At 57.9% G+C, this 14363-nt stretch carries 10 protein-coding genes and 6 rRNA genes; 10 read left to right on the forward strand and 6 right to left on the reverse strand.

Annotated elements, in window-relative coordinates; translation table 11 throughout:
- The 6 genes from F8N12_RS21900 to rrf (F8N12_RS21925) all read left to right on the forward strand — a co-directional run.
- Positions 1-2628, forward strand: a 23S ribosomal RNA gene (locus F8N12_RS21900); the annotation flags it as partial.
- A gap of 168 nt (positions 2629-2796) precedes the next feature.
- Positions 2797-2912: ribosomal RNA gene (rrf, locus tag F8N12_RS21905) — 5S ribosomal RNA — on the forward strand.
- 116 nt (positions 2913-3028) lie between these two features.
- Positions 3029-3144, forward strand: a 5S ribosomal RNA gene (gene rrf / locus F8N12_RS21910).
- A gap of 105 nt (positions 3145-3249) precedes the next feature.
- Positions 3250-3365: ribosomal RNA gene (rrf, locus tag F8N12_RS21915) — 5S ribosomal RNA — on the forward strand.
- A gap of 105 nt (positions 3366-3470) precedes the next feature.
- Positions 3471-3586, forward strand: a 5S ribosomal RNA gene (rrf, locus tag F8N12_RS21920).
- 105 nt (positions 3587-3691) lie between these two features.
- Positions 3692-3807 (forward strand): 5S ribosomal RNA (gene rrf, locus F8N12_RS21925).
- A gap of 235 nt (positions 3808-4042) precedes the next feature.
- Here rrf (F8N12_RS21925) and F8N12_RS21930 read toward each other — a convergent pair.
- Positions 4043-4444 carry a lysozyme inhibitor LprI family protein gene (locus tag F8N12_RS21930; protein ID WP_150582256.1) on the reverse strand — a complete coding sequence of 134 codons (402 nt, stop codon included), beginning with the start codon at positions 4442-4444 and terminating at the stop codon, positions 4043-4045.
- 203 nt (positions 4445-4647) lie between these two features.
- Here F8N12_RS21930 and F8N12_RS21935 point away from each other — a divergent pair, with 203 nt between their 5' ends.
- Positions 4648-5136 (forward strand): SRPBCC family protein, encoded by a 489-nt coding sequence (locus tag F8N12_RS21935; RefSeq protein WP_150582257.1) that lies wholly within the window; start codon positions 4648-4650, stop codon positions 5134-5136.
- 341 nt (positions 5137-5477) lie between these two features.
- Here F8N12_RS21935 and inhA read toward each other — a convergent pair whose 3' ends face one another.
- Positions 5478-6173, reverse strand: a complete 696-nt coding sequence (inhA, locus tag F8N12_RS21940; protein ID WP_150582258.1) for an isonitrile hydratase — start codon at positions 6171-6173, stop codon at positions 5478-5480.
- An 89-nt stretch (positions 6174-6262) separates the two neighbouring features.
- Between inhA and F8N12_RS21945 the strand changes: the two genes are divergently transcribed.
- Positions 6263-7246 (forward strand): GlxA family transcriptional regulator, encoded by a 984-nt coding sequence (locus F8N12_RS21945; protein ID WP_150582259.1) that lies wholly within the window; start codon positions 6263-6265, stop codon positions 7244-7246.
- Here the strand turns inward: F8N12_RS21945 and F8N12_RS21950 are convergent.
- Genes F8N12_RS21950 through F8N12_RS21960 form a run of 3 tightly spaced genes read right to left on the reverse strand, consistent with a single transcriptional unit; the run spans position 7215 to position 10753 of the window.
- The gene (locus F8N12_RS21950) at positions 7215-8117 is read right to left on the reverse strand and encodes an alpha/beta fold hydrolase (protein WP_150582260.1); all 903 of its coding nucleotides are present in this window, start codon (positions 8115-8117) and stop codon (positions 7215-7217) included. The genes F8N12_RS21945 and F8N12_RS21950 overlap by 32 nt on opposite strands.
- Positions 8118-8145: 28 nt before the next feature.
- Positions 8146-9972, reverse strand: a complete 1827-nt coding sequence (locus F8N12_RS21955) for a glycoside hydrolase family 15 protein (RefSeq protein WP_150582261.1) — start codon at positions 9970-9972, stop codon at positions 8146-8148.
- Positions 9965-10753: an SDR family oxidoreductase gene (locus F8N12_RS21960; protein WP_150582262.1), complete on the reverse strand. Its 789-nt coding sequence runs from the start codon at positions 10751-10753 to the stop codon at positions 9965-9967. The genes F8N12_RS21955 and F8N12_RS21960 overlap by 8 nt, the downstream gene beginning before the upstream one ends.
- Before the next feature lie 167 nt (positions 10754-10920).
- Between F8N12_RS21960 and F8N12_RS21965 the strand changes: the two genes are divergently transcribed.
- Complete coding sequence (locus tag F8N12_RS21965) at positions 10921-12093, forward strand: MFS transporter (RefSeq protein WP_150582263.1); 1173 nt, start codon at positions 10921-10923, stop codon at positions 12091-12093.
- 21 nt (positions 12094-12114) lie between these two features.
- Here the strand turns inward: F8N12_RS21965 and F8N12_RS21970 are convergent, their stop codons facing one another.
- Positions 12115-13248: a cupin-like domain-containing protein gene (locus tag F8N12_RS21970; RefSeq protein ID WP_150582264.1), complete on the reverse strand. Its 1134-nt coding sequence runs from the start codon at positions 13246-13248 to the stop codon at positions 12115-12117.
- 132 nt (positions 13249-13380) lie between these two features.
- Between F8N12_RS21970 and F8N12_RS21975 the strand changes: the two genes are divergently transcribed.
- Positions 13381-14115, forward strand: a complete 735-nt coding sequence (locus F8N12_RS21975) for a thioesterase II family protein (protein ID WP_150582265.1) — start codon at positions 13381-13383, stop codon at positions 14113-14115.
- The last annotated feature ends 248 nt before the right edge of the window (positions 14116-14363 follow it).

Raw genomic sequence — 14363 nt, forward strand, 5'->3', positions numbered from 1 at the left:
CCCTTAAGTGGCTTTGAGATTAGCGGAACGTTCTGGAAAGTACGGCCATAGTGGGTGATAGCCCTGTACGCGAAAATCTCTTAGTCATGAAATCGAGTAGGACGGAGCACGAGAAACTTTGTCTGAATATGGGGGGACCATCCTCCAAGGCTAAATACTACTGACTGACCGATAGTGAACTAGTACCGTGAGGGAAAGGCGAAAAGAACCCCGGAGAGGGGAGTGAAATAGATCCTGAAACCGTATGCGTACAAGCAGTGGGAGCCCACTTTGTTGGGTGACTGCGTACCTTTTGTATAATGGGTCAGCGACTTATTTTCAGTGGCGAGCTTAACCGAATAGGGGAGGCGTAGCGAAAGCGAGTCTTAATAGGGCGTCTAGTCGCTGGGAATAGACCCGAAACCGGGCGATCTATCCATGGGCAGGTTGAAGGTTGGGTAACACTAACTGGAGGACCGAACCGACTACCGTTGAAAAGTTAGCGGATGACCTGTGGATCGGAGTGAAAGGCTAATCAAGCTCGGAGATAGCTGGTTCTCCTCGAAAGCTATTTAGGTAGCGCCTCATGTATCACTGTAGGGGGTAGAGCACTGTTTCGGCTAGGGGGTCATCCCGACTTACCAAACCGATGCAAACTCCGAATACCTACAAGTGCCGAGCATGGGAGACACACGGCGGGTGCTAACGTCCGTCGTGAAAAGGGAAACAACCCAGACCGTCAGCTAAGGTCCCAAAGTTATGGTTAAGTGGGAAACGATGTGGGAAGGCTTAGACAGCTAGGAGGTTGGCTTAGAAGCAGCCACCCTTTAAAGAAAGCGTAATAGCTCACTAGTCGAGTCGGCCTGCGCGGAAGATGTAACGGGGCTCAAACCATACACCGAAGCTACGGGTATCATCTTAGGATGATGCGGTAGAGGAGCGTTCTGTAAGCCTGTGAAGGTGAGTTGAGAAGCTTGCTGGAGGTATCAGAAGTGCGAATGCTGACATGAGTAACGACAATGGGTGTGAAAAACACCCACGCCGAAAGACCAAGGTTTCCTGCGCAACGTTAATCGACGCAGGGTTAGTCGGTCCCTAAGGCGAGGCTGAAAAGCGTAGTCGATGGAAAACAGGTTAATATTCCTGTACTTCTGGTTATTGCGATGGAGGGACGGAGAAGGCTAGGCCAGCTTGGCGTTGGTTGTCCAAGTTTAAGGTGGTAGGCTGAGATCTTAGGTAAATCCGGGATCTTAAGGCCGAGAGCTGATGACGAGTGTTCTTTTAGAACACGAAGTGGTTGATGCCATGCTTCCAAGAAAAGCTTCTAAGCTTCAGGTAACCAGGAACCGTACCCCAAACCGACACAGGTGGTTGGGTAGAGAATACCAAGGCGCTTGAGAGAACTCGGGTGAAGGAACTAGGCAAAATGGCACCGTAACTTCGGGAGAAGGTGCGCCGGTGAGGGTGAAGGACTTGCTCCGTAAGCTCATGCCGGTCGAAGATACCAGGCCGCTGCGACTGTTTATTAAAAACACAGCACTCTGCAAACACGAAAGTGGACGTATAGGGTGTGACGCCTGCCCGGTGCCGGAAGGTTAATTGATGGGGTTAGCTAACGCGAAGCTCTTGATCGAAGCCCCGGTAAACGGCGGCCGTAACTATAACGGTCCTAAGGTAGCGAAATTCCTTGTCGGGTAAGTTCCGACCTGCACGAATGGCGTAACGATGGCGGCGCTGTCTCCACCCGAGACTCAGTGAAATTGAAATCGCTGTGAAGATGCAGTGTATCCGCGGCTAGACGGAAAGACCCCGTGAACCTTTACTATAGCTTTGCACTGGACTTTGAATTTGCTTGTGTAGGATAGGTGGGAGGCTTTGAAGCGTGGACGCCAGTTCGCGTGGAGCCAACCTTGAAATACCACCCTGGCAACTTTGAGGTTCTAACTCAGGTCCGTTATCCGGATCGAGGACAGTGTATGGTGGGTAGTTTGACTGGGGCGGTCTCCTCCTAAAGAGTAACGGAGGAGTACGAAGGTGCGCTCAGACCGGTCGGAAATCGGTCGTAGAGTATAAAGGCAAAAGCGCGCTTGACTGCGAGACAGACACGTCGAGCAGGTACGAAAGTAGGTCTTAGTGATCCGGTGGTTCTGTATGGAAGGGCCATCGCTCAACGGATAAAAGGTACTCCGGGGATAACAGGCTGATACCGCCCAAGAGTTCATATCGACGGCGGTGTTTGGCACCTCGATGTCGGCTCATCACATCCTGGGGCTGAAGCCGGTCCCAAGGGTATGGCTGTTCGCCATTTAAAGTGGTACGCGAGCTGGGTTTAGAACGTCGTGAGACAGTTCGGTCCCTATCTGCCGTGGACGTTTGAGATTTGAGAGGGGCTGCTCCTAGTACGAGAGGACCGGAGTGGACGAACCTCTGGTGTTCCGGTTGTCACGCCAGTGGCATTGCCGGGTAGCTATGTTCGGAATAGATAACCGCTGAAAGCATCTAAGCGGGAAACTAGCCTCAAGATGAGATCTCACTGGGACCTTGAGTCCCCTGAAGGGCCGTCGAAGACTACGACGTTGATAGGTTGGGTGTGTAAGCGCTGTGAGGCGTTGAGCTAACCAATACTAATTGCCCGTGAGGCTTGACCATATAACACCCAAGCAATTTGCTTGCTCTAACGAGCACCAGATTGCGGTGACTGTGAAGACGACACGAACCGAAAGTTCGCATGTCTTGCTCACAAGCAGCACACAAAACTATCACATACCCATTCGCTGGAGCGTGAACCGAAAGGTGAACGACCTGGCTACCGAATTTCTTGACGACCATAGAGCATTGGAACCACCTGATCCCATCCCGAACTCAGCAGTGAAACGATGCATCGCCGATGGTAGTGTGGGGTTTCCCCATGTGAGAGTAGGTCATCGTCAAGATTAAATTCCGAAACCCCTATCTGCGTATGCAGGTAGGGGTTTTGTTTTGCCTGCGGGAAAGTCGTGTTTCTTACACTGGCCAGTGCAGTGCATAGACTGCGCCGGTCACAGAATTTCTTGACGACCATAGAGCATTGGAACCACCTGATCCCATCCCGAACTCAGCAGTGAAACGATGCATCGCCGATGGTAGTGTGGGGTTTCCCCATGTGAGAGTAGGTCATCGTCAAGATTAAATTCCGAAACCCCTATCTGCGTATGCAGGTAGGGGTTTTGTTTTAGTAGAAGTCACCAGTTTTCACCAGCTTGTTTCCGAAACGGGCCGGTCACAGAATTTCTTGACGACCATAGAGCATTGGAACCACCTGATCCCATCCCGAACTCAGCAGTGAAACGATGCATCGCCGATGGTAGTGTGGGGTTTCCCCATGTGAGAGTAGGTCATCGTCAAGATTAAATTCCGAAACCCCTATCTGCGTATGCAGGTAGGGGTTTTGTTTTAGTAGAAGTCACCAGTTTTCACCAGCTTGTTTCCGAAACGGGCCGGTCACAGAATTTCTTGACGACCATAGAGCATTGGAACCACCTGATCCCATCCCGAACTCAGCAGTGAAACGATGCATCGCCGATGGTAGTGTGGGGTTTCCCCATGTGAGAGTAGGTCATCGTCAAGATTAAATTCCGAAACCCCTATCTGCGTATGCAGGTAGGGGTTTTGTTTTAGTAGAAGTCACCAGTTTTCACCAGCTTGTTTCCGAAACGGGCCGGTCACAGAATTTCTTGACGACCATAGAGCATTGGAACCACCTGATCCCATCCCGAACTCAGCAGTGAAACGATGCATCGCCGATGGTAGTGTGGGGTTTCCCCATGTGAGAGTAGGTCATCGTCAAGATTAAATTCCGAAACCCCTATCTGCGTATGCAGGTAGGGGTTTTGTTTTGCCTGCGGGAAAGTCGTGTTTCTTACACTGGCCAGTGCAGTGCATAGACTGCCGGCCTCGACGCTGGCGAAGTCCCTGCGCAAACCAGAGTCTTCGACCCCGGGCAGGTTCCCGGGAGAGACGGTGATCCTTGGTGTTGTCCAGGGGACTACCGTCGCAGCCGAGGCTTTTCAATAGTGGGAAACCATCAAGTCGCGGGTACGGGGCAGCTCATATCGCCCTCCGGACATTTCAGGTAACCCTTGAATGTTTCCACGCGCGCTTTGGTCAGGTCAGTGAGGCAGTTACTGTAGATCAGCGGATACACGCTGCCACCCGCGACGCCTGAGGCAGAGAACTTGCATTCAGCATCGCGGAACGCAATCCACGCACGCTGTGCACCCACCAACACCTTTTTGCTGTCCGGGCTGCCCTTCAAGCGCGCCGTGATTTGCTGATACAGCGTATTCAGTTCCTTGTCTGCGGCCTTGTTTTGCTGGACAGCGCACTGATTCATGGTGGCCTGATCGGTCGCGTTATCGCAATCTGCAGCCGAGGCCAGCGTTGCGACGAGCAGAGGCGTCAATGCCCAGAGAAAGCGTGCTTGCATAAGATTCTCGCTGTGTCATGAATATTGAGATGCAGTGTAGCGATCTGCGCTCCACTTGTTGTGTCGCTGCCTGGCACAAGGCCAGAACTTACGCATGCGGAGACGGCCGAATATTGCAGGATGGTCGATTGTGGACCTGTAGTACAACTTTAAGGTTGGTCTTGTGGTCTTACAGGCCTACTGTTCATTACAGGAGGTGATTTATGAATCCTGCATCAGATCGAATCGAAAGAAAGATCCTGCTTAAAGCGCCGCGCTCGCATGTCTGGCGCGTGGTGGCCAATGCCGAAGCATTCGGGCAATGGTTTGGCGTGGCGCTGGAGGGCAAGCGTTTTGTTGCTGGTGACTGGACCCAAGGGCAGATTACCTACCCCGGCTACGAGCATTTGCTGTGGAACGTGCTGGTAGAGCGCGTCGAGCCGGAGCGGGTGTTTTCGTTTCGCTGGCACCCCTATGCGGTCGAGCCGGATATCGATTACACCCAGGAGCCGACTACGCTGGTCAAATTCGAGCTGGAAGACCTTGATGGAGGCACCTTATTGAAAGTCACCGAGTCCGGTTTCGATCACATACCTCAATCGCGTCGTCTCAAAGCTTTCCGAATGGACAGCCGCGGCTGGGATGAACAAATGGGTAACATCGAAACGTTCATCAAAGAGACGACTAGCGCTCGGAAGCTACAGGAAAACTGATCGCTGATCGTTTGAAGAAAGCTTGAGTCGCTGGACCCTGGTGCCAGACGGCGCATCGATGATCAGGCCGGGCAGTCGACTGGAAAGTTGATGCCTGGGAGCATCGTGCAACCGCAGGTATAGCGAATGTCTTACACGCGAGGGTAGCGATGTCGTCTATGCCATATTGGATCCGTTGCGTATTCTAGCCACATCAACTGAAGCACAGGGAGCGCTTCAGGATCATGGATGATCGACCATCAGCAAGGATTCGCTATCGACAGGGAGTCGACAATGGTCTTGGAAAAACCCGCCTATGGCGGGTTTTTTTCGTTTGTCGGAAACCGGACATTCAAGTGCTTTTATCTATCGGCGATACGGTTCAATACCGCTGCCGCCCGCTCGGTGATCAGCGTGCGCTGGAGCAGAGAGTGCGCAGTGCGCCGATTGGCCTCCTGCAGTACATGGGCGGGAGCCGTCTGGGGGGTGCCCGAATCAAAGGGTGGCGCCGGTGCGTATTCGAGCTGCAGCTGCACCAGTTGTGCGGTGTCCTTGTCGAATAATTCAGCGGCCAGCGTCAGGGCGAAATCAATCCCGGCGGTGATCCCCCCTCCTGTCAGCAGGTTACCGTCGCGTACCACTCGTTCCATCACGGGGATTGCCCCCAGCGGCGCGAGCAACTGATGATAGGCCCAGTGGGTGGTGGCTCGTTTGTCCCTGAGCAGACCGGCCGCACCTAGCACCAGCGCCCCGGTGCAAACGGACGTGACATAACGCGCGCCGGCCGCCTGCATCTTGATGAAGTCGAGCGTCTCCTCATCCTCCATGAGCACTCCGACGCCGCTGCCCCCCGGTACGCAAATTACGTCCAGCCGAGGGCAATCGGCGAAGGTCGTGGTTGGTTTCAGCATGAGGCCGGTGCTGGCCTCCACCGGCATCAGGTTTTTCCAGATCAGATGCACTTTCACATCCGGCAACGAAGCCAGCACATCGAAAGGTCCTGTCAGATCCAGTTGCTGCACCTGGGGAAATAATAGGAAACCGATCTGCAGGGTCATGTGTATTACTCTTGAGGTGGGTGGACGACTTCACCTTAGCGTCGTAGGATCTGGCGTATACGCCAATTACCCCACGAATCACGCCAAACATGCCCAAGACCATTCACGTCCTCGCCTTCGCCAATGTGCAGTTGCTCGACGTCACCGGGCCCTTGCAGGTGTTCGCCTCTGCCAATGACATTGCCGGGCACAAGGGCCTGCAGCCACCTTACGCGCCGTCAGTGATCGCAGCGGACGGCGGCGCGGTACTTTCTTCGGCCGGTCTGGCAGTGCTTGCCGAGCCGCTGCCAAAGCAGGCCAGCGATACTGTGATCGTCGCCGGAGGCTGGGGGGTTTACGCCGCAGCAGAGGATCAGGCTCTGGTGACGTGGCTGCGCTCGCATGCGATGGGTTGTCGACGCGTGGCCTCGGTCTGCACCGGCGCGTTTCTGCTGGCGGCCAGTGGCTGGCTGGACGGGCGGCGAGTGGTTACGCACTGGACGCGCTGTGAACAACTTGCGCGGCAGCATCCTCAGTTACAGGTAGAGCCCGATCCTATCTTCATCAACGACGGGCCGGTGTGGACCTCCGCCGGGGTTACTGCCGGCATCGACCTGGCGCTGGCCATGGTCGAAGAGGACCTCGGCCGCGCGATGGCCCTGGAAGTCGCGCAGCAGTTGGTGGTTTTCCTCAAGCGGCCCGGCGGTCAGGCGCAGTTCAGTGTGACCCTGTCTTTACAAAAGGAGGGCAACCGCTTCGATGACCTGCACGCCTGGATCAGCGAAAATCTCACCGTGGACCTGAGCATCCCGACCTTGGCCGAACAGGTGGGCATGAGCGAACGCAGCTTCGGCCGCCATTACCGCGCAGACACCGGGCAAACACCGGCGCGAGCGATCGAGCTGATCCGGGTCGAGACCGCGCGGCGTTTGCTCAGTGACACCGGCACTCCAATCAAACGCGTCGCGATGCAGTGCGGGTTCGGCAGTGAAGAAACCTTGCGGCGCAGTTTTCTACGCTCCATGGGGGTGACGCCGCAAGCCTACCGCGAGCGATTTTCCGTCAGCGCTTCAGCAGATCCAGCAGCGCTTTGACGGTCGCTTCTGGCGCCTCTTCAGGAATGTCATGCCCTACGCCCGGCAATATGCGGCGCTCGTAGGGCCCGCTGAAATGCTCGATGTCCTCATCGATTTCCGCTGGCGGGCCCACACCATCGTCTGCGCCACACAATGAAATGGTCGGGACGCTGATTATCGGTTGTTCCGTCAGCGCTTGCTCCAGCCACTCCAGTGCCGGATCACCGGCGGCATACATGAAACGGTGGCGATAGGAGTGAATCACCACCTCGACGAAATCTGCATTATCGAAAGCGGGAGCGCTGAGTGGGTAGAGTTCGGGACCATCGGTCCAGGTCGGCGACCACAGTTTCCAGAGCAGCTCGCACAGACTTCGGCGATTTTCGGTCAGGCCTTCGACGCCGCGTGGCGTGTGGAAATAATACTGATACCACAGGCGATGTTCGGTTTCCGGTGCGCTCGGCTGGCCCGATTCAGGAATGTTCTGCAGGTTGTACCCATCCCCGGTGACCAGGCACCGAACCCGCTCCGGCCACAGCGCTGCGACGATGCATGCTGCCCGACCACCCCAATCGTAGCCGCACAAAGCGGCTTGCGAGATGCCGAGAGCGTCCATCAGATCAAGCAGATCTTGAGCGAGTGCGGCTTGCTGACCGGAGCGCAATGTCTCGCAATTGTTAAAACGAGTCGGCCCATAGCCGCGCAGGTACGGCACGATGACACGGTAGCCCAGAGCGGCAAGCGGCGGGGCGACTTCATCAAAACCACGCGGAGAATACGGAAAGCCGTGCAGCAGAATCACCGGATCGCCGGACATCGGCCCATGCTCCTCGTAAGCGATTTGCAGCGTGGGGGTCAGGGCATAGTGGACCTGCAAGTGTTCGTTCATGAATCACTCCCGTGGCCTGCAACCGGTCTCAAGGCTGCCAGTAATTTTTCTCCCCGCTCAACTTGCGATCAAGGAAACTCGCCGCGCTGATCAGCGCCAGGTGCGTCAATGCCTGCGGTGTATTGCCCAGGTGCCGGGCGTGGCTGTCGAGTTCCTCGGCATACAAACCCAGCGGGTTGGCATAGCGCAGCAATTGCTCAAATTCCAGATGGGCCTTTTCCACCTGACCGGCGCGGGCCAGGCATTCCACGTACCAGAACGAGCAGGCCGCGAACGCGCCTTCGGTGCCACTGAGGCCGTCGATACCGGCGTCCTCGTTGCGGTAGCGATAGACCATGCCGTCACGCACCAGGTTTTTTTCGATCGCGGCCAGCGTCGAGAGCCAGCGTGGGTCCTTCGCGCTGACGAAGCGCACCAGCGGCATCAGCAACATCGAACCGTCCAGCGCAGTACCGCCAATGTGCTGCACAAAATGCCCGCGTTCCTCGTCCCAGAAATTTTCCCAGATGTCGGCGTAGATCGCCTGACGGGTTTCGTCCCAGCGCGCGAAAGGGGCGGGCAGCGAGCGTTTGGAGGCCAGGCGAATCGCGCGGTCCAATGCAACCCAGCACATCAGGCGCGAGTGCAGGAAGTGATGCTGCTCGCCGCGCATTTCCCAGATGCCGACATCCTTTTGCTCCCAGGTGCGGCAAACTTCGTCGACCACTTCCACGGCATGCTTCCAGCCTTCGTGGGAGATGGCATCACCGTATTTATTGACCAGGTACACCGCGTCCATCAGTTCGCCGAAAATGTCCAGCTGGACCTGATCGTACGCGTCATTGCCGATGCGCACCGGTGTCGCCCCGCCGTGGCCGGCGAAGTGCGAGAGTTCGGTTTCCGGGAGCTTTTGGCGCCCGTCTACGGCGTACAGGATATTCAGTTTTACCGGGTTACCCTGGCAATCGCTGACCCGCCCGCGCAACCAGCGCATGTAATCGTTGGCTTCCTGGACGAAGCCCAGGCGCATGAACGCATAAACCGTGAACGACGCGTCGCGGATCCAGGTGTAGCGGTAATCCCAGTTGCGTTCACCGCCTGGCGTTTCCGGCAAACCGAACGTCGCCGCGGCGAGGATCGCGCCGTGTTTTCGAGAGGTCAGCAGCTTCAGCGCGAGGGCGGAGCGGTTGACCATTTCCCGCCAACGGCCACGGTAGTTGGACTGCCTGGACCAGTCGCGCCAGAACTTCAACGTGCGCTCCATGCACAGCGCGGCGGCACCTTCCTGAAAGCGCGGGTCGTCGATGCCGCCCAGCAGGAATTGCGCGGTCTGATCCTGACTCAGGCTGAATTCAGCGACGGCGGAGTTGGCGTCTACGCAAAGCTTCTGATCGGACGTCAAGCGCAATGAGGGTTGACCGGCGGCCTCGAACACCACGTCCTCAGCATCCGCCCGTGTGTGGGTGTCGGCACGCGCATAGTCGAGGCGCACGGCACAGCGCATGTGAAACGTCGCGCGACCGCTCACCACGCGAACCCTGCGCATCAGCACCGGCAGATCATCTTCGCTGTCGCCGATGGGTAGCAGGTCGGTGACTTCGACCACCGCGTGCGCACTCAACCAACGGGTTTGCAGGACATTGGTGTCGGGCAGGTAGATCTGCTCGCGACGCGCATCGGGCAGGTCCGGGGCCAGCTGAAAAATTCCCGCCTCGGGCGTGTCCAGTAGCGAGCAGAAGATCGATGGGCTGTCGAATTCCGGCCAGCAGAAAAAATCCACACTGCCCTTGTCGTTGACCAGTGCTGCGCTGCGCATGTCGCCGATGATGCCGTGAGCGGCGATCGCGCTTTGTCGTTCCGTATGATGATCAGCCATTGCCGCGAAACTCCGGGTAGAGGCTCATGCCGCCGTCGATGAACAGGGTCGTGCCGACGATGTAATCGGAGGCGTCCGAGGCGAGAAAGACCGCCGCATTGGCGACATCCTCGACGTCGCCGACCCGGCCGTAGGGAATGAGTTTGAGCAACTCTGCTTCAGCGACGTCGCGATTGATCGCCGTGCGAATTGCCCCAGGTGCAATGCCATTGATGCGGATGCGCTGATGGCTGACTTCCTGTGCCAGGGTCTGCATCAATAAGTCCACGCCGCCCTTGGAGGCTGCATAGTTCACGTGCCCGGCCCAGGGAATGCGCTGATGCACCGAGCTCATGTGGATGATTTTTCCGGCGGCGCGGGAGACACCCTCGCGAATACCTTGCCGGTTGAAAATTCGCAGGGCAGCTCGGGCACAGAGAAACTGGCCGGTGAGGTTGACGTTGATCACCGCGTTCCAGTCGGCAAGCGTCATGTCAACGGCCGGGGCATCTTTTTGCAGGCCGGAATTAGCCACCAGAATGTCCAGCGAACCGAACGCATCGAGGGTCTGCGCGAACAGCCGTTCAACGTCGTCTTCCTTTGAAACGTCGGCACCGATGGCGATGGCGCGACCGCCGCTGGTATTGATCTGCCGGGCCAGTTCTTCGGCGGGAGCAGCCTGGGAATGGTAGTTGATCACTACTGCGGCACCGGCGGCGGCCAGCGCTTGGGCGACACCGGCGCCGATGCCGGAACTGGCGCCGGTGATCAGCGCGACTTGTTGGTCGAGAGAAATCTGCATGGACGATCTGCGCCTTCAGGTTGGGGGCCTTATCAGCTGACTGGTCGATACTGTGCAGAGTTCACTTGGCATCGGCACCGCTACGTTAACATTCAAGCAACATTTCGACCCTTCCCCGACCCTCGGCCTTGTGGCAACGTGCAGGCCCCTGACAAGACGCGCACACCATGGCCAACCCCTACCGCGAATTATTCAAAGCGCCCGGCAGCCGTGCGTTCGTGCTGGCCGGCATGATTGCGCGCATGCCGATTTCGATGACCGGAATCGGCCTGATCACCATGCTCGCGCAACTGCAGGGCGGCTACGGATTGGCTGGTGCGGTGGCGGCGACTTTCGCGCTGGCGACAGCTTTCTGCGCGCCGCAGGTTTCCCGTCTGGTCGACCGTTTCGGCCAGCGGCGGATCCTGCCGGCGGCGGCGCTGATCGGCGGCGGCGCGTTGTTGATGGTGTTGCTTTGCACGCGCCTGCAAGCGCCACACTGGACCTTGTTCGTGTTCGCTGCGCTCGCCGGTTGCATGCCAAGCATGTCGGCGATGGTGCGGGCACGCTGGACCGGGATCTATCGCGGCCAGCCACAGTTGCAGACGGCCTATGCGCTGGAGTCGGTGCTCGACGAAGTGTGTTTCATTGTCGGGCCGCCGCTGTCGGTGGGCTTGTGTGTGGTGGCGTTTCCCGAGGCCGGGCCGTTGGCCGCCTTGTTGATGCTGGCGGTCGGCGTCACCGCGTTCGTCCTGCAACGTAGTACCGAACCGGCGATTCACCCCCATGCAGAACACTCAAGAGGCTCGATCATCCGGTCCAGGGACATTCAGTTGTTAATGGCGGCAATGGTTGCCTTGGGTACCATCGTTGGCGTGATCGATGTAGTCAGCGTGGCTTTCGCCCAGCACCAGGGACAGCCGGCGGCGGCGAGCATTGTGCTGTCGGTATACGCAATCGGCTCATGCCTGGCGGGGCTCGCGTTCGGCGCGCTGCGCTCGAAAGTGCCGCTACAGCGATTGTTCCTTTTCGGCGGCGTGGCCACTGCGATCACCACGCTGCCCCTGCTGCTGGCGAGCGATATTTTCGGACTGTCGATGGCCGTGTTCGTCGCCGGCCTGTTCTTCTCGCCCACGCTGATTGTGGCGATGGCACTGGTCGAGCAGATCGTGCCGCCGGCGAAACTCACTGAAGGGCTGACCTGGCTCGTGACCGGGTTGAGTATTGGCGTGGCGATCGGTGCCGCCAGCTCAGGTTGGCTGGTGGATGCTTTCGGCGCGGCCAGCGGTTTCTGGGTGGCGATTGCGGCGGGGCTGGTAATACTGGTCTCGGCCATTCAGGGCTATCGCCATTTGAAATGAAATGCCCGCTCGTTTGCGCAATTACCAGCCTCTCCCCGAGTTCACCCAGAAATTCACCGACAGTGAAGTGGAGATCGATTCCACTTGATGGAACCAGCCCTCGGGCAGGAACAGTAAATCGCCGGCCTCCAGCGTCACCCGCAAAAACGGCACCTGTGCCGCCAAGGGAAAACGCTGATAGTCCGGTGCATCCGGGTTGAAATCACAGCCGTCGAGCCCGCCTTGCGGCGCGGTCGACCAGGTGCCGAGCGCCTCGCGGTGATGGGGCGCAGCGAGGGTGAAGGTTTTGCGGCCCCAGACCTGGGCGAAGAGGTTGTCGGTGTCATCCCGGTGCAATGGCGTCAGCGTGCCTTTGGGGCCGATCCAGATCCGTGGCGGTATGAACAGCGCCTGATCGAAGTAGGACGGGTACTTGATCTGTTCCATCAATTGCGCCGGCAGAATGTTGTTGCCCATGTAGGCCGGTGGTTTCCCATTGGCATCCTTGAGCGCCGGAGCGTCCAGCGATTCGATAAACCCGGCCATGGGCGTCGCGCGAAAATCCCGCTCAGTGGAGAAGGTTTTCTTCACATAATCGCCATGTCGGGTGATGCCCTGCAACTCGGCAAAATGCACCAGCGATTCTTCGCGACTCAGGTTGAACAGGGGCCAGTCATGCAGCGCATTGCTGATGACCACGGGAATCCCGCAGGGCAAGTAACGGGTTTCGAACTCGCATATGGATAACTCGCTGCGCGGTCGCCGCTCGACGGTGCGCTGCACCGGTAATCCGGCGGTGAGTGTTTCGCTGAACCGCGGCGGGGTCGGGTAGCGCTTGTTCATGTCGAGCTTTTCCACCACTGCACCGCCATGCCGGGCATGGTCGATGATCTGCGGCAACATTGTCGCCAGGCCCATGCTGCCGCCGATCTGCAAGCGGCCGCTGGCGAACAGCTCCTCGACGTTGGCGACGCCCTCCATGATCCCGAGGAAATCCTTCTGCGCAATTTCGATGGTGACGTCGGGGCTGGCATGCCGCCCGACTTCAGTGCGGCTGCTCGCCTTGACTTCCGTCCAGTATGCCTGGTGCGGGCCGAAGACGAATTGGAATACACCTTCTATACCGACTGCGCCGGCGTTGGCGAAAAGTTTGCCCAGGATGGTCTGCAGGTCCACGACGATCACTCTTCTTGGTTTTGTCTGAACAGGGAACGAATATGCCGGGCGCGAATTTATCCAGGTCGCTGACTAATTCCTCGTGGCCCTCATGCGTTCAAGGGTACAGACGACTTTTTTAAGGTGAACGCGGTGACCAAGCTGACCTTGCTGTGCCTGCCATACTCCGGCGCCAGCGCTATGGTTTACAGCCGCTGGCGGCGCAAAGTGCCGCAGTGGCTCCATGTGCAGCCTGTTGAACTGCCGGGGCGTGGGGCTCGTTTCGATCAGCCGCTGCACACGGATATGCGGGCGCTGGCGATGCAACTGGCGCAGGAGCTGAAGCCGCAGATAAAAGCGCCGTATGCGTTGTTCGGGCATAGCCTCGGTGCCTTGCTCGCGTGCGAGATAGCCCATGCCTTGCGTGCGCTGGGCTGTCCGGAGCCGGTTGCATTGTTCGCCTCGGGTACCGCTGCGCCAACCATGCGCGCCGACTATGATCGGGGCTTCGCCGAACCAAAAACCGATGCTCAACTGATCGAGCAGCTGCGCACGCTCAATGGCACCAGTGAAGAGGTACTGGCCAACGAAGAATTGATGAGTTTGACCCTGCCGGTCCTGCGCGCGGATTTTCTCTTGTGTGGGCGGTTTCAGCCCTCGCAGCGAGCGCTGCTCTGCTGTCCGGTGCACGTGCTCGGCGGCAAGGCCGACAAGGCGACCACCGAGCAGTTGATCGGCTGGAGCAAGGAAACCCACGGCAGTTTTTCCCTGGACATGCTGGCCGGTGGGCACTTCTTCATTCATGAGCACGAAGCCAAAGTGCTGCGCGTCATCAAGGATCAGCTGGAAGTGCATCATCGGCGGCACGCCATGTCCGTCCCTGCCTGACACGACACGTGCTTAACCCTGTGGGAGCGAGCCTGCTCGCGATAGCGGTGTGTCATTTAGCAATGATGTTGACTGACATACCGCTATCGCGAGCAGGCTCGCTCCCACAGGTTTCTCGACACCTGAAAAGCCGCGCACTACAACCTCTCTGATACTTATTCTCATTCGCTAATTTTTCCGGCCTGCATTCGTTTTATAGGGGCGACGTGCCTTTGTGCTTTCTGCCTACTGAATCCGGATGCCAAGAA

This window comes from Pseudomonas fluorescens (genome assembly GCF_902497625.1).
Taxonomy (GTDB): Bacteria; Pseudomonadota; Gammaproteobacteria; order Pseudomonadales; family Pseudomonadaceae; genus Aquipseudomonas; species Aquipseudomonas fluorescens_BQ.